3 protein-coding genes, 6 tRNA genes and 5 rRNA genes are annotated in these 16,849 nt (G+C 45.7%); 1 reads left to right on the top strand and 13 read right to left on the bottom strand.

The annotated features are described in order from the left end of the window. Positions 1-22 precede the first annotated feature (22 nt). Positions 23-3,703, bottom strand: a complete 3,681-nt coding sequence (metH, locus tag CHJ_RS01350) for a methionine synthase (RefSeq protein WP_171752451.1) — start codon at positions 3,701-3,703, stop codon at positions 23-25. Positions 3,704-3,894: 191 nt separating this feature from the next. Here metH and CHJ_RS01345 point away from each other — a divergent pair, with 191 nt between their 5' ends. Continuing rightward, positions 3,895-5,184: a cation:proton antiporter gene (locus CHJ_RS01345; RefSeq protein WP_171752452.1), complete on the top strand. Its 1,290-nt coding sequence runs from the start codon at positions 3,895-3,897 to the stop codon at positions 5,182-5,184. 157 nt (positions 5,185-5,341) lie between these two features. Here CHJ_RS01345 and metA read toward each other — a convergent pair whose 3' ends face one another. The 12 genes from metA to CHJ_RS01285 form a co-directional block, all read right to left on the bottom strand. Next, positions 5,342-6,283 (bottom strand): homoserine O-acetyltransferase MetA, encoded by a 942-nt coding sequence (gene metA / locus CHJ_RS01340; protein WP_171752453.1) that lies wholly within the window; start codon positions 6,281-6,283, stop codon positions 5,342-5,344. Between the two features lie 678 nt (positions 6,284-6,961). Then, positions 6,962-7,038, bottom strand: a tRNA-Asp gene (locus CHJ_RS01335). Positions 7,039-7,082: 44 nt separating this feature from the next. Further along, positions 7,083-7,198: ribosomal RNA gene (rrf, locus tag CHJ_RS01330) — 5S ribosomal RNA — on the bottom strand. 242 nt (positions 7,199-7,440) lie between these two features. Continuing rightward, positions 7,441-10,332 (bottom strand): 23S ribosomal RNA (locus CHJ_RS01325). A gap of 411 nt (positions 10,333-10,743) precedes the next feature. Next, positions 10,744-10,819: transfer RNA gene (locus CHJ_RS01320), tRNA-Val, on the bottom strand. Positions 10,820-10,854: 35 nt separating this feature from the next. Further along, positions 10,855-10,930, bottom strand: a tRNA-Ala gene (locus CHJ_RS01315). A 15-nt stretch (positions 10,931-10,945) separates the two neighbouring features. Then, a tRNA-Lys gene (locus tag CHJ_RS01310) sits at positions 10,946-11,021 on the bottom strand. A gap of 2 nt (positions 11,022-11,023) precedes the next feature. Beyond that, positions 11,024-11,099, bottom strand: a tRNA-Glu gene (locus CHJ_RS01305). A 96-nt stretch (positions 11,100-11,195) separates the two neighbouring features. Further along, positions 11,196-12,746: ribosomal RNA gene (locus CHJ_RS01300) — 16S ribosomal RNA — on the bottom strand. A 460-nt stretch (positions 12,747-13,206) separates the two neighbouring features. Beyond that, positions 13,207-13,322 (bottom strand): 5S ribosomal RNA (rrf, locus tag CHJ_RS01295). 168 nt (positions 13,323-13,490) lie between these two features. After that, positions 13,491-16,382 (bottom strand): 23S ribosomal RNA (locus CHJ_RS01290). Together the 16S, 23S and 5S rRNA genes with 6 tRNA genes alongside form the textbook arrangement of a ribosomal RNA operon. 334 nt (positions 16,383-16,716) lie before the next feature. Then, positions 16,717-16,792 (bottom strand) — tRNA-Glu (locus CHJ_RS01285). Positions 16,793-16,849 lie beyond the last annotated feature (57 nt).

Genomic DNA, 16,849 nt, shown 5'->3' with positions numbered 1-16,849 from the left:
CATTTTTTTGTTTGAAACCACATCAATTAATGTTCGGCGCTAACCACCTTTCAGCTTGCTGTAAGTCCCAACCTTTTCTTGCCGCATAATCTTCTACTTGATCTGACTGAATTTTAGCAACAGCGAAATATCGAGATTCTGGATGAGAGAAATACCAACCAGAAACTGACGCTCCCGGTAGCATCGCGTAGCTGGATGTAAGCTCCATACCAATATTCTCTTCAACTTCCATTAGGTCCCAAATTTGTTGCTTTTCACTATGTTCCGGACAAGCTGGGTACCCTGGCGCTGGGCGTATACCTTGATATTTTTCTCGAACGAGATCATCGGCCGTCAGAGATTCATTCTCGGCGTACCCCCAAATCTCTTTGCGTATTTTTTCATGCAGATATTCAGCAAGTGCTTCTGCAAGTCTATCCGCTACAGCTTGAACCATAATGGCATTGTAGTCATCACCTTGTGCTTTATAGCTGTCGGCAAGCTCCCTTTCGCCTATTCCACCAGTCACGGCAAATGTTCCAATCCAATCAAGCTTTTCAGATTCTTTTGGAGCAATATAGTCTGACAAACAATAATTAAACCCTTTCGGCTTTTCTGTTTGCTGTCGTAGATGATGTAATCTCGTTTTCACCTCAGTTCGTGTTTCATCGGTATACACTTCAATATCATCTCCTACTGCCGCCGCAGGAAATAAGCCACAAATGCCTTTAGCATTAAGTAGCCCCTCAGTTTCCACTCTATCTAACCAAGCGTTAGCATCGTCAAATAGTCGCTTAGCTTCTTCTCCAACTTCATCATGGTCAAAGATTGCTGGGTACTTACCCATCAGTGACCAAGTCATGAAGAAAGGTGTCCAATCAATATAGCCACGCAACGTTTTTATGTCACAAGATTCAAACACATGCACACCGGCTTTTTTAGGCACTGGAGGCGTATAGGATGGCCAATCAATATCCACTCGATTCAGGCGAGCTTTCTCTAAACTAATAGGCTTTGTTCTTGGTGTTTTACGATTGTGCTGCTCTCGTACTCGTTGATAATCTTTATCCAGTTTTTCTACAAAACTAGGCTTTAACTCATCAGATAATAGTGAAGTACATACACCAACGGCGCGTGATGCATTATTTACATAAACAACAGGCTGAGAATAATTTTGTTCTATTTTTACTGCGGTATGAGCTTTTGATGTCGTCGCCCCACCGATCATCAATGGTAAATCAAACCCTTGACGCTCCATCTCTTTAGCGACGTGTACCATCTCATCTAATGAAGGCGTGATTAACCCTGATAAACCAATAATGTCGACATTCTCTTCTTTGGCAACTTTTAAAATTTTCTCACAAGAAACCATGACGCCAAGGTCAATAATCTCGTAATTATTACATTGAAGAACCACTCCTACGATATTTTTACCAATATCATGCACATCACCTTTAACGGTCGCCAGCAAGATTTTTCCATTTGTACTGCCCGCTTGTTTAGCTGCGTTAATATAAGGTTCTAAATGCGCAACAGCCTGTTTCATCACTCGTGCAGATTTCACTACTTGAGGAAGAAACATTTTTCCTTCACCGAATAGATCTCCGACGACATTCATCCCTTCCATTAAGGGGCCTTCAATAACCTCTAATGGTTTGTCTGCCTGTAACCTAGCCTCTTCTGTATCCGAAACTATAAATTCCGTAATGCCTTTAACTAATGCGTGCTCCAAGCGTTTTTCTACTGACCAACTTCTCCACTCTTGTGCAGAAGAATCTTCTTCTTTACCAACGCCATTATCACGATACTCATTAGCAATATCGAGTAACCGTTCAGTGGCGTCATCTCTGCGATTAAGTACTACGTCTTCTACCGCATGGCGCAACTTATCTGGAACATTATCGTAGATCTCTAACTGACCAGCGTTAACGATCCCCATATCCATGCCATTTTTAAAGCAGTGATACAAAAACACCGCATGAATGGCTTCGCGAACATAATTGTTACCTCGGAATGAGAATGAAACATTCGACACCCCACCCGATATCATTGCATAAGGTAAGTCCCGCTTAATGTCCGCTACAGCATTGATAAAATCGACAGCGTAGTTATTATGCTCATCTATCCCAGTCGCAATAGCAAATATATTTGGATCAAAAATGATATCTTCTGCTGGAAAGCCAACTTCATCCACTAAAACTCGATAAGCATTCGTACAGATCTCTATTTTTCTTTCTCTGGTGTCAGCCTGACCATCTTCATCAAACGCCATCACAATAACGGCCGCGCCATAACGCCTAATGAGTTTGGCTTGCTCGATAAATTTTTCTTTGCCTTCTTTTAAAGAAATAGAGTTCACTATCCCTTTACCCTGAATGCATTTTAAACCGGCTTCGATTACTTCCCATTTTGATGAATCAACCATAATGGGAACTTTAGAAATTTCGGGTTCAGAGGCACATAGATTCAAAAAGCGAACCATACAAGCTTGCGCATCTAACATGCCCTCATCCATATTTATATCGATGATTTGAGCGCCATTTTCCACCTGCTGACGAGCCACCTCTAATGCTTCGTCATACAGCTCTTCTTTAATTAATCGCTTAAAACGTGCAGAGCCCGTTACATTTGTTCGCTCACCCACATTAACAAATAACGTATCTTCTTTAATGGTAAGAGGCTCTAGCCCAGATAGACGACAAGCTTTGGCGATATCAGGAAGCTTTCTAGGTGCAACGTTATTAACCGCGTTCGCCATCTGACGAATATGCTCTGGTGTCGTACCACAACAGCCACCAATTAAGTTTAGATATCCACTTTCAGCCCACTCAGCAACATGCTGTGCCATATCTTCGGCAGAAAGATCATACTCACCAAATGCATTAGGTAAGCCTGCGTTTGGGTGAACAGAAACAAATGTTTCTGAAATTCTAGACATTTCAACGACATATTGACGAAGTTCATCTGGGCCCAATGCGCAGTTCAAACCAAAGGAGATAGGGTTAACATGTCGTAAAGCATTGTAAAATGCTTCTGTTGTCTGGCCAGATAACGTTCGGCCTGACGCATCAGTAATCGTACCTGAAATCATCACTGGCAATTCGATGGCAAGCTCTTCAAACACTGAGTCCACAGCAAATGCACACGCTTTAGCATTTAAAGTATCGAAGATTGTTTCTATCAAGATCAGATCCGATCCACCTTTGATCAACGCTTTAGTTGATTCAGAATAGGCTTCAACCAACTCGTCAAAACTAACGTTTCGAAAGCCGGGATCATTAACATCAGGTGAGATAGAACAAGTACGGTTTGTCGGTCCAAGTACCCCAGCAACAAATCGCGGTTTATCTGGGGTTTTTAATGTCCATTCGTCAGCCGCTTCTCGTGCTAATCGCGCAGCTTGATAATTAATCTCTTCACTCAAGCTCTCCATACCATAGTCAGCCATGGCGATAGATGTAGCGTTAAAACTGTTTGTTTCTAGAATATCGGCGCCCGCGTCCAAATATTCGCAATGGATGGTTTTAATAATTTCGGGCTGAGTTAATACTAAGAGGTCGTTGTTTCCTTTAAGATCGCTAGGCCAGTCAGAAAAGCGTTCACCACGATAATCATTCTCTTCTAATTTATAGCTTTGAATCATGGTGCCCATACCACCATCAATCAATAAAATTCGTTCTTTCAATATCGCTTCAATACGATCTCTTACCTTGCTTCCAGTCACAGTACAGCCTCAATCCATTACTTACTATGATACATCCTACCACAGTTTAAATAGAAATCTAGACGTCTAAACCAATTGATTTCCTGTTAACTGAAAATCCAAGTGTTAACAATTATTTTTCATTTAGATTTGAATAATTTGCATCAGAAGCGCAAAATCCGTTCACTACTTACCAATCAATAAAATGAATCATGCCTGTCTACAATACTCTCTGTTTTCTCGCGGCTGCAGCCATGGCTATCGCTTTTGTGAATAGCAAAATAGGCAAAATGCAAACAACCATTGCGATCACTGCTGGCTCAATAATGCTTTCACTCACCATAATCGTCGCAGGCCAAAACCATTGGTTTCATTTGACTGAGATCGCCAGTGATACCATGAGTGATATAAATTTCGAAGATTTTCTTCTAAAAGGTGTTTTAGGTTTCTTATTATTTGCCGGAGGATTAGGCATAAAACTTCCTCATCTTAAGGACCAGAAGTGGGAAATAACGGTGCTGGCGTTGTTTGCCACTCTCTTCTCTACTTTCTTTATTGGCTTTGTTCTGTACGGCATCACTATCATCATCAATATGCCGCTAGATCTCATATACTGCTTACTTTTTGGAGCCCTTATTTCACCAACAGATCCTATTGCGGTTCTAGCCATTGTTAAAAAACTTAATGCTCCTAAACGTATATCCACGCAAATCGAAGGAGAGTCCCTTTTCAACGATGGATTTGGCCTTGTTATTTTCGTGACCCTATTCACCATCGCATTTGGAAATGAAACTCCAACAATAAGCTCAATTACTATGTTGTTTGTGCATGAGGCTATAGGAGGACTAGTCTACGGTCTTGTGCTGGGATTAATTTTTCACTACTTAATCAGCGCGACCAATGACCATTCGATGGAGCTACTATTAACGATTGGTATACCAACAGCAGGATACGTTTTCGCAGATGTTATACACGTTTCAGGACCGTTAGCAATGGTAGTATCAGGGATACTAATTGGTAACTGGACACGATTTGTCGGCTTCTCTAAAGAGAGCGCCGATCACCTTGATCATTTTTGGGAACTTGTTGACGAGTTTTTGAATGGGATACTATTTTTGCTTGTCGGATTATCGATGCTGCTGTTCAAATTCCATCAGGAAGACTGGCTTGTGATGATAATTGCAATACCTCTCGTACTTGTTAGCCGATTCTTGAGTATCTGGCTCTGTTACCAAGGCTTTAATCGATTTAGACATTATAACCCGTGGTCGATAAGAATACTGACTTGGGGAGGGTTACGAGGCGGCTTGGCAATAGCGATGGCATTGGCAATCCCTTCAGGAGTAATGGTGGTTCCAGAAAAAGGAATCGATGTAAAAGAAATACTATTGGTTATGACTTACTCCGTTGTTATATTTTCTATTCTGATACAAGGGTCAACCATCACCCCTTTAATCAATAAAGCAAAGAAAGTAGAACAAATAAATTCTCAGCAAGAGTGACAAATTTAACCTTACAGTGGTCTGGTTATCTCTAAAACCAGTCAAACACAATTAAGTAAGACAGACATGGGTAACGATACCCATGTCTGGTAGATAAAAGTCACAATCTATCACTGCAATCAACATGATTTAGTGTAGAAATTTATTCTTATTAACCCTAATCATCCTTGGTAAAGTTGGCTTCAGAAAACTGCTCAAGATCATAAGGTGTTTGTTGGTATACACAATAGTTTAACCAGTTCGAAAACAGTAGATGACCATGACTTCGCCAACTGGCAATTGGAGTATTATCCGTGTTGTCATTGGGGTAATAGTTCACAGGAATCGCTGGGTCCATTCCCTCCGCGAGATCCCTGACATATTCTGAATGCAGTGTTAAACATTCATATTCGGGATGCCCAGTTACAAAGACATTTCTTTTATCTTTGGTCGATGCTAAATAAACCCCTGCAACATCAGATGTCGCCAAGATATCAAGATCAGTATGCTGTTCCAAGTAGTCATAGCTAAAGTCTGCATACCTAGAATGAGGCGCCAAAAAGTTATCATCAAATCCTCTTAAGATGGGATGATGCTCATCATGTATTCGATGGTTATATACACCAGACAATTTCTCTTTTCGCGTCTTCTTAGGCAAATCATAAAGTAGCTTTAATCCTGCCTGTGCCGCCCAACAGACAAACAGTGTAGAGGTAACATGGTTTTTTGCCCATGTCATAATACTCTCTAAGTGTTCCCAATAAATGACATCTTCGAACTGAACCAGCCCTAGCGGAGCACCCGTTATGATTAACCCATCAAAATTTCGATTTTTCACGGTTTCAAATTGACGATAAAAGGTATCTAAATGTTCTGTAGGCGTATTCTTACTAGGGCGGTTATCGATACGAAGCAGTTCAACATCTATTTGCAATGGACTATTCGATAGTAATCTCAAGAACTGTGTTTCAGTCTCAATCTTTTTCGGCATTAAGTTGAGAATCAGCACTTTTAATGGGCGGATTTCTTGAGTGGATGCGCGAGACATTGGCATCACAAAAATATTTTCGTTCTTCAATACATCAGAAGCGGGTAACCGATCAGGTATCCGAATAGGCATTGCTCTCTCCATAAGCTATCTAGACGTCTATATATCCAGACTAGCCCATAGAAAATTAAAAGTCGAGGCTTTGTGAATTTTAAACACAAAAAAGCCTTAACATCTCTGCTAAGGCTTACTGTTCTTATTCCTGAGAATAAGTGGCGGAGTGGACGGGACTCCCTACTCCTTGAAAACAAGCGCGACCCCCGGCGTGACAGGCCGCTTTCTCTAATTAAAAAACTAACCAACTGAACTACCACGCTTAAACGAAAAAAACCTCAGCATTTCTGCTAAGGCTTACTTTCTTATTCCTAAGAATAAATGGCGGAGTGGACGGGACTCCCTACACCTTGAAAACAAGCGCGACCCCCGGCGTGACAGGCCGCTTTCTCTAACAAAGAGGCTAACCAACTGAACTACCGCTCCGCTGCCCACTTTGCTAGAACTAACCATTGGTATTTTTATAACCGCTTAAACACAAAAAAGCCTTAACATCTCTGCTAAGGCTTGCTGTTCTTATTCCTGAGAATAAGTGGCGGAGTGGACGGGACTCCCTACGCCTTGAAAACAAGCGCGACCCCCGGCGTGACAGGCCGCTTTCTCTAACAAAGAGGCGAACCAACTGAACTACCGCGCTTAAACGAAAAAAACCTCAGCATTTCTGCTAAGGCTTACTTTCTTATTCCTAAGAATAAATGGCGGAGTGGACGGGACTCGAACCCGCGACCCCCGGCGTGACAGGCCGGTATTCTAACCAACTGAACTACCACTCCGCTGTGGTATCATTCGTTTTAATAACGAATGTACTTAAATTAAAGCCTGGCGATGTCCTACTCTCACATGGGGAAACCCCACACTACCATCGGCGCTATTGCGTTTCACTTCTGAGTTCGGCATGGGTTCAGGTGGGTCCACAATGCTATGGTCGCCAAGCAAAATTGGTGTAATAAAACCGCTGGCTAAAACGCTCGCTCTCTACGTTAGATTGCTTATTCGCTCAGTCACTTACCAATGTAAGCTCCTTCTCTCATCTCACAATCTGCCTTGATAGCAAACCTTTTACCTGCGCTCGTATCGAGCTAAGGCTTTATCACTTTAACTTGGAAAACTAACTTTAAAAGTTCTTTACACATTCAATGTTCTATTTGAGTCCTTCAAAACCCCTTGGGTGTTGTATGGTTAAGCCTCACGGGCAATTAGTACAGGTTAGCTCAACGCCTCACAACGCTTACACACCCTGCCTATCAACGTCGTAGTCTACGACAACCCTTTAGGATACTTAAAGTATCAGGGAGAACTCATCTCAAGGCTCGCTTCGCGCTTAGATGCTTTCAGCGCTTATCGATTCCGAACTTAGCTACCGGGCAATGCCATTGGCATGACAACCCGAACACCAGAGGTTCGTCCACTCCGGTCCTCTCGTACTAGGAGCAGCCCCTTTCAATTCTCCAACGCCCACGGCAGATAGGGACCGAACTGTCTCACGACGTTCTAAACCCAGCTCGCGTACCACTTTAAATGGCGAACAGCCATACCCTTGGGACCGACTTCAGCCCCAGGATGTGATGAGCCGACATCGAGGTGCCAAACACCGCCGTCGATATGAACTCTTGGGCGGTATCAGCCTGTTATCCCCGGAGTACCTTTTATCCGTTGAGCGATGGCCCTTCCATTCAGAACCACCGGATCACTATGACCTGCTTTCGCACCTGCTCGAATTGTCATTCTCGCAGTCAAGCGGGCTTATGCCATTGCACTAACCACACGATGTCCAACCGTGTTTAGCCCACCTTCGTGCTCCTCCGTTACTCTTTGGGAGGAGACCGCCCCAGTCAAACTACCCACCAGGCACTGTCCTCATCCCCGATCAGGGGACTAAGTTAGAACATCAACACTACAAGGGTGGTATTTCAAGGTTGACTCCACTCCATCTAGCGACGAAGTTTCAAAGTCTCCCACCTATCCTACACATGTAGGGTCAATGTTCAGTGCCAAGCTGTAGTAAAGGTTCACGGGGTCTTTCCGTCTAGCCGCGGGTACACTGCATCTTCACAGCGATTTCAATTTCACTGAGTCTCGGGTGGAGACAGCGTGGCCATCATTACGCCATTCGTGCAGGTCGGAACTTACCCGACAAGGAATTTCGCTACCTTAGGACCGTTATAGTTACGGCCGCCGTTTACCGGGGCTTCGATCAAGAGCTTCGACCTAAGTCTAACCCCATCAATTAACCTTCCGGCACCGGGCAGGCGTCACACCGTATACGTCATCTTGCGATTTTGCACAGTGCTGTGTTTTTAATAAACAGTTGCAGCCACCTGGTATCTGCGACTTCCGATAGCTCCATCCGCGAGGGACTTCACCGTCAGAAGCGTACCTTCTCCCGAAGTTACGGTACCATTTTGCCTAGTTCCTTCACCCGAGTTCTCTCAAGCGCCTTGGTATTCTCTACCCGACCACCTGTGTCGGTTTGGGGTACGATTTCTTACAATCTGAAGCTTAGAGGCTTTTCCTGGAAGCATGGCATCAATGACTTCACGCCCTTGGGCGCTCGACATCGGGTCTCAGCCTTAGTGATTTCCCGGATTTACCTAAGAAATCAGCCTACACCCTTGAACCTGGACAACCGTCGCCAGGCCCACCTAGCCTTCTCCGTCCCCCCATCGCAATTGTAAGAAGTACGGGAATATTAACCCGTTTCCCATCGACTACGCCTTTCGGCCTCGCCTTAGGGGTCGACTTACCCTGCCCCGATTAACGTTGGACAGGAACCCTTGGTCTTCCGGCGTGGGGGTTTTTCACCCCCATTATCGTTACTCATGTCAGCATTCGCACTTCTGATACCTCCAGCAAACCTTACAGTTCACCTTCAACGGCTTACAGAACGCTCCCCTACCCAATACTCTAAAAGAGTATTGCCGCAGCTTCGGTGTATAGCTTAGCCCCGTTACATCTTCCGCGCAGGCCGACTCGACCAGTGAGCTATTACGCTTTCTTTAAATGATGGCTGCTTCTAAGCCAACATCCTGGCTGTCTGAGCCTTCCCACATCGTTTCCCACTTAGCTATACTTTGGGACCTTAGCTGGCGGTCTGGGTTGTTTCCCTCTCCACGACGGACGTTAGCACCCGCCGTGTGTCTCCCGGATAGTACTTACTGGTATTCGGAGTTTGCAAAGGGTTGGTAAGTCGGGATGACCCCCTAGCCTTAACAGTGCTCTACCCCCAGTAGTATTCGTCCGAGGCGCTACCTAAATAGCTTTCGGGGAGAACCAGCTATCTCCAGGTTTGATTGGCCTTTCACCCCTAGCCACAAGTCATCCGCTAATTTTTCAACATTAGTCGGTTCGGTCCTCCAGTTGATGTTACTCAACCTTCAACCTGCCCATGGCTAGATCACCTGGTTTCGGGTCTATACCTAGCAACTCGACGCCCAGTTAAGACTCGGTTTCCCTACGGCTCCCCTAATCGGTTAACCTTGCTACTAAATATAAGTCGCTGACCCATTATACAAAAGGTACGCAGTCACACCACGAAGGTGCTCCTACTGCTTGTACGTACACGGTTTCAGGTTCTATTTCACTCCCCTCACAGGGGTTCTTTTCGCCTTTCCCTCACGGTACTGGTTCACTATCGGTCAGTCAGTAGTATTTAGCCTTGGAGGATGGTCCCCCCATATTCAGACAGGATATCACGTGTCCCGCCCTACTCGATTTCACTGATTGTACGTTGTCGGTTACGGGGCTATCACCCTTTATTGCGAGACTTTCCAGACTCTTCACCTGACGCACTAAAAGCTTAAGGGCTAATCCAATTTCGCTCGCCGCTACTTTCGGAATCTCGGTTGATTTCTACTCCTCCGGGTACTTAGATGTTTCAGTTCCCCGGGTTTGCCCTGTTAACCTATGTATTCAGTTAACAGTAACTGCTTATGCAGTTGGGTTTCCCCATTCGGAAATCGTAGACTCAAGTGGCTTTTACTGCCTAATCTACGCTTATCGCAAGTTAATACGTCCTTCATCGCCTCTGACTGCCAAGGCATCCACCGTGTACGCTTAGTCACTTAACCATACAACCCCAAGAGGTCTTTATGTATGGCAAACAACCAAGGTTTAGTGCTGTCTCTTTATTATGAGCGAGACAGCTTTCGATTTTGCCGGACTCAAATATAAACAGCATTACTATGTAATGGTGTTTCCAAGAACACTTGAATGTGTTTGTTTACTTTCATTTTTCTAAAAAATGAAAACAAACTTTTGGTACCTAGTTTTCTTATATTTCAAAGAAAATTAGGATTTGAGAACTTTTAAATTAGATAACAATCAATCAAATTGTTATCTGTCAGCTTTCCAAATTGTTAAAGAGCGATGTTTTTTCTACTTAAAGAAATCACATTTTCTAAAGACTTTCGACGACAAAAATCCGAACCAAGATAAACAAACTTATTTGGTTTGGATAATATCCAAAAATATTTAGAGAATGGTGGGCGATACCGGGCTCGAACCAGTGACCCCCTCCTTGTAAGGGAGGTGCTCTCCCAACTGAGCTAATCGCCCATAATGTTTTACTTCATCATGGTGAAGTTAAAGAATGGTGGAGCTATGCGGGATCGAACCGCAGACCTCCTGCGTGCAAGGCAGGCGCTCTCCCAGCTGAGCTATAACCCCAATATATTCTTTAAATGGTGGGTCGTGCAGGATTCGAACCTGCGACCAATTGATTAAAAGTCAACTGCTCTACCAGCTGAGCTAACGACCCAATGGTATCCCGTAGGGGAGTCGAACCCCTGTTACCGCCGTGAAAGGGCGGTGTCCTAGGCCTCTAGACGAACGGGACATAGGTGTGAAAGTGTTGGGCACTTTCAAAACATCTCTTTACTTTTCTAAACCGTATCAATCTGTGTGGACACTCATAAACGAGCAATCTTCGTATTAAGGAGGTGATCCAGCCCCAGGTTCCCCTAGGGCTACCTTGTTACGACTTCACCCCAGTCATGAACCACAAAGTGGTAAGCGTCCCCCCGAAGGTTAAACTACCTACTTCTTTTGCAGCCCACTCCCATGGTGTGACGGGCGGTGTGTACAAGGCCCGGGAACGTATTCACCGTAGCATTCTGATCTACGATTACTAGCGATTCCGACTTCATGGAGTCGAGTTGCAGACTCCAATCCGGACTACGACGCACTTTTTGGGATTCGCTCACTTTCGCAAGTTGGCTGCCCTCTGTATGCGCCATTGTAGCACGTGTGTAGCCCTACTCGTAAGGGCCATGATGACTTGACGTCGTCCCCACCTTCCTCCGGTTTATCACCGGCAGTCTCCCTGAAGTTCCCACCCGAAGTGCTGGCAATCAAGGATAAGGGTTGCGCTCGTTGCGGGACTTAACCCAACATTTCACAACACGAGCTGACGACAGCCATGCAGCACCTGTCTCAGAGCTCCCGAAGGCACACCTGCGTCTCCGCTGGCTTCTCTGGATGTCAAGAGTAGGTAAGGTTCTTCGCGTTGCATCGAATTAAACCACATGCTCCACCGCTTGTGCGGGCCCCCGTCAATTCATTTGAGTTTTAATCTTGCGACCGTACTCCCCAGGCGGTCTACTTAACGCGTTAGCTCCGAAAGCCACGGCTCAAGGCCACAACCTCCAAGTAGACATCGTTTACGGCGTGGACTACCAGGGTATCTAATCCTGTTTGCTCCCCACGCTTTCGCATCTGAGTGTCAGTATCTGTCCAGGGGGCCGCCTTCGCCACTGGTATTCCTTCAGATCTCTACGCATTTCACCGCTACACCTGAAATTCTACCCCCTCTACAGTACTCTAGTTTGCCAGTTTCAAATGACCTTCCCAGGTTGAGCCTGGGGCTTTCACATCTGACTTAACAAACCACCTGCATGCGCTTTACGCCCAGTAATTCCGATTAACGCTCGCACCCTCCGTATTACCGCGGCTGCTGGCACGGAGTTAGCCGGTGCTTCTTCTGTCGCTAACGTCAAATAATTGCGCTATTAACGCAACTACCTTCCTCACGACTGAAAGTGCTTTACAACCCGAAGGCCTTCTTCACACACGCGGCATGGCTGCATCAGGCTTGCGCCCATTGTGCAATATTCCCCACTGCTGCCTCCCGTAGGAGTCTGGACCGTGTCTCAGTTCCAGTGTGGCTGATCATCCTCTCAGACCAGCTAGAGATCGTCGCCTTGGTGAGCCATTACCTCACCAACTAGCTAATCTCACTTAGGCTTATCCAATCGCAGAAGGCCCGAAGGTCCCCTCTTTTCCCCCGTAGGGCGTATGCGGTATTAGCTATCGTTTCCAATAGTTATCCCCCTCGACTGGGCAAATTCCTAAGCATTACTCACCCGTCCGCCGCTCGACGTCCAATAAATCATCCGAAGAATCTTTATTGCCGTTTCCGCTCGACTTGCATGTGTTAGGCCTGCCGCCAGCGTTCAATCTGAGCCATGATCAAACTCTTCAATTTAAAGTTTTGATTTTGTTTCTCTATTAAGAGAAACGGGACTCAACGAATACTGACTTCAAAACTGTCCTTACCCGAAAGTAAGAAGTAATTTTAAAGCTATTATCATTCCAACAGAATGATAATGAATTGACTGTGCTCGATAGCCATTTCTAATAAAAGAAGTGCTATCAAATTGGTCACTCAGTTCATTGAAACCGTTGTTGATTTCGTGCCCGAAAGCAGAGAATCATCTTCGATTGTCATCAACGAGTGCCCACACAGATTGATAGGTTTAAATTGTTAAAGAGCGTTGCTTTCATGCGTTAAGCACTAAAGCGGATGCGAATAATACGCGTCTCACTATGAAAGTCAACATAAAACTCTAAAAATACATCTAGAATTCTATGTTAACTCGTCTATCAAAAGACAAGTCAAACATTTTGCCTTCAGATTTGTTCAAAATCTGAAAACAAGTAAATAAGCCTGGCGATGTCCTACTCTCACATGGGGAAACCCCACACTACCATCGGCGCTATTGCGTTTCACTTCTGAGTTCGGCATGGGATCAGGTGGGTCCACAATGCTATGGTCGCCAAGCAAAATTTGGATAAATACCCCTAAAAGGGATATTTAATAATCTGGAAAACTAACTTTAAAAGTTCTTTACACATTCAATGTTCTATTTGAGTCCACAACCTACACGGATGTAGGAAGTGCTGAGGATTGTCTGGAACAATCTCAGTAACAAAACCCCTTGGGTGTTGTATGGTTAAGCCTCACGGGCAATTAGTACAGGTTAGCTCAACGCCTCACAACGCTTACACACCCTGCCTATCAACGTCGTAGTCTACGACAACCCTTTAGGATACTTAAAGTATCAGGGAGAACTCATCTCAAGGCTCGCTTCGCGCTTAGATGCTTTCAGCGCTTATCGATTCCGAACTTAGCTACCGGGCAATGCCATTGGCATGACAACCCGAACACCAGAGGTTCGTCCACTCCGGTCCTCTCGTACTAGGAGCAGCCCCTTTCAATTCTCCAACGCCCACGGCAGATAGGGACCGAACTGTCTCACGACGTTCTAAACCCAGCTCGCGTACCACTTTAAATGGCGAACAGCCATACCCTTGGGACCGACTTCAGCCCCAGGATGTGATGAGCCGACATCGAGGTGCCAAACACCGCCGTCGATATGAACTCTTGGGCGGTATCAGCCTGTTATCCCCGGAGTACCTTTTATCCGTTGAGCGATGGCCCTTCCATTCAGAACCACCGGATCACTATGACCTGCTTTCGCACCTGCTCGAATTGTCATTCTCGCAGTCAAGCGGGCTTATGCCATTGCACTAACCACACGATGTCCAACCGTGTTTAGCCCACCTTCGTGCTCCTCCGTTACTCTTTGGGAGGAGACCGCCCCAGTCAAACTACCCACCAGGCACTGTCCTCATCCCCGATCAGGGGACTAAGTTAGAACATCAACACTACAAGGGTGGTATTTCAAGGTTGACTCCACTCCATCTAGCGACGAAGTTTCAAAGTCTCCCACCTATCCTACACATGTAGGGTCAATGTTCAGTGCCAAGCTGTAGTAAAGGTTCACGGGGTCTTTCCGTCTAGCCGCGGGTACACTGCATCTTCACAGCGATTTCAATTTCACTGAGTCTCGGGTGGAGACAGCGTGGCCATCATTACGCCATTCGTGCAGGTCGGAACTTACCCGACAAGGAATTTCGCTACCTTAGGACCGTTATAGTTACGGCCGCCGTTTACCGGGGCTTCGATCAAGAGCTTCGACCTAAGTCTAACCCCATCAATTAACCTTCCGGCACCGGGCAGGCGTCACACCGTATACGTCATCTTGCGATTTTGCACAGTGCTGTGTTTTTAATAAACAGTTGCAGCCACCTGGTATCTGCGACTTCCGATAGCTCCATCCGCGAGGGACTTCACCGTCAGAAGCGTACCTTCTCCCGAAGTTACGGTACCATTTTGCCTAGTTCCTTCACCCGAGTTCTCTCAAGCGCCTTGGTATTCTCTACCCGACCACCTGTGTCGGTTTGGGGTACGATTTCTTACAATCTGAAGCTTAGAGGCTTTTCCTGGAAGCATGGCATCAATGACTTCACGCCCTTGGGCGCTCGACATCGGGTCTCAGCCTTAGTGATTTCCCGGATTTACCTAAGAAATCAGCCTACACCCTTGAACCTGGACAACCGTCGCCAGGCCCACCTAGCCTTCTCCGTCCCCCCATCGCAATTGTAAGAAGTACGGGAATATTAACCCGTTTCCCATCGACTACGCCTTTCGGCCTCGCCTTAGGGGTCGACTTACCCTGCCCCGATTAACGTTGGACAGGAACCCTTGGTCTTCCGGCGTGGGGGTTTTTCACCCCCATTATCGTTACTCATGTCAGCATTCGCACTTCTGATACCTCCAGCAAACCTTACAGTTCACCTTCAACGGCTTACAGAACGCTCCCCTACCCAATACTCAAAAGAGCATTGCCGCAGCTTCGGTGTATAGCTTAGCCCCGTTACATCTTCCGCGCAGGCCGACTCGACCAGTGAGCTATTACGCTTTCTTTAAATGATGGCTGCTTCTAAGCCAACATCCTGGCTGTCTGAGCCTTCCCACATCGTTTCCCACTTAGCTATACTTTGGGACCTTAGCTGGCGGTCTGGGTTGTTTCCCTCTCCACGACGGACGTTAGCACCCGCCGTGTGTCTCCCGGATAGTACTTACTGGTATTCGGAGTTTGCAAAGGGTTGGTAAGTCGGGATGACCCCCTAGCCTTAACAGTGCTCTACCCCCAGTAGTATTCGTCCGAGGCGCTACCTAAATAGCTTTCGGGGAGAACCAGCTATCTCCAGGTTTGATTGGCCTTTCACCCCTAGCCACAAGTCATCCGCTAATTTTTCAACATTAGTCGGTTCGGTCCTCCAGTTGATGTTACTCAACCTTCAACCTGCCCATGGCTAGATCACCTGGTTTCGGGTCTATACCTAGCAACTCGACGCCCAGTTAAGACTCGGTTTCCCTACGGCTCCCCTAATCGGTTAACCTTGCTACTAAATATAAGTCGCTGACCCATTATACAAAAGGTACGCAGTCACCCCACAAAGGAGGCTCCTACTGCTTGTACGTACACGGTTTCAGGTTCTATTTCACTCCCCTCACAGGGGTTCTTTTCGCCTTTCCCTCACGGTACTGGTTCACTATCGGTCAGTCAGTAGTATTTAGCCTTGGAGGATGGTCCCCCCATATTCAGACAGGATATCACGTGTCCCGCCCTACTCGATTTCACTGATTGTACGTTGTCGGTTACGGGGCTATCACCCTTTATTGCGAGACTTTCCAGACTCTTCACCTGACGCACTAAAAGCTTAAGGGCTAATCCAATTTCGCTCGCCGCTACTTTCGGAATCTCGGTTGATTTCTACTCCTCCGGGTACTTAGATGTTTCAGTTCCCCGGGTTTGCCCTGTTAACCTATGTATTCAGTTAACAGTAACTGCTTATGCAGTTGGGTTTCCCCATTCGGAAATCGTAGACTCAAGTGGCTTTTACTGCCTAATCTACGCTTATCGCAAGTTAATACGTCCTTCATCGCCTCTGACTGCCAAGGCATCCACCGTGTACGCTTAGTCACTTAACCATACAACCCCAAAGGGTCTTATGAGCAACCAAGGTTTCTATCGTTGTCTCATTATTTGAATGAGCGAGACAACATTTCGATTTTGCCGGACTCAAATATAAACAGCATTACTATGTAATGGTGTTTCCAAGAACACTTGAATGTGTGTTGGTACCTAAATCTCTTATATTTCAAAGAAAATTAGGATTTGAGAACTTTTAAATTAGATAACAATCAATCAAATTGTTATCTGTCAGCTTTCCAAATTGTTAAAGAGCAAAGATTTTTTCTATTTAAAGAAATAAACCATTTTTAAATATTCTCATCTTTCTTTTAAAGAAAGAACACTTAAAGATGGTATCCCGTAGGGGAGTCGAACCCCTGTTACCGCCGTGAAAGGGCGGTGTCCTAGGCCTCTAGACGAACGGGACATAGGTATGAAAGCGTTGGACACTTTCAAAACATCTCTTAACTTTCTAAACCATATC

The sequence above is a fragment of the Vibrio sp. MACH09 genome (genome assembly GCF_033238805.1).
Lineage (GTDB): Bacteria > Pseudomonadota > Gammaproteobacteria > Enterobacterales > Vibrionaceae > Vibrio.
Note: the sequence above shows the minus strand (reverse complement) of the source record. Positions and strands in the feature narration are given on the sequence as shown.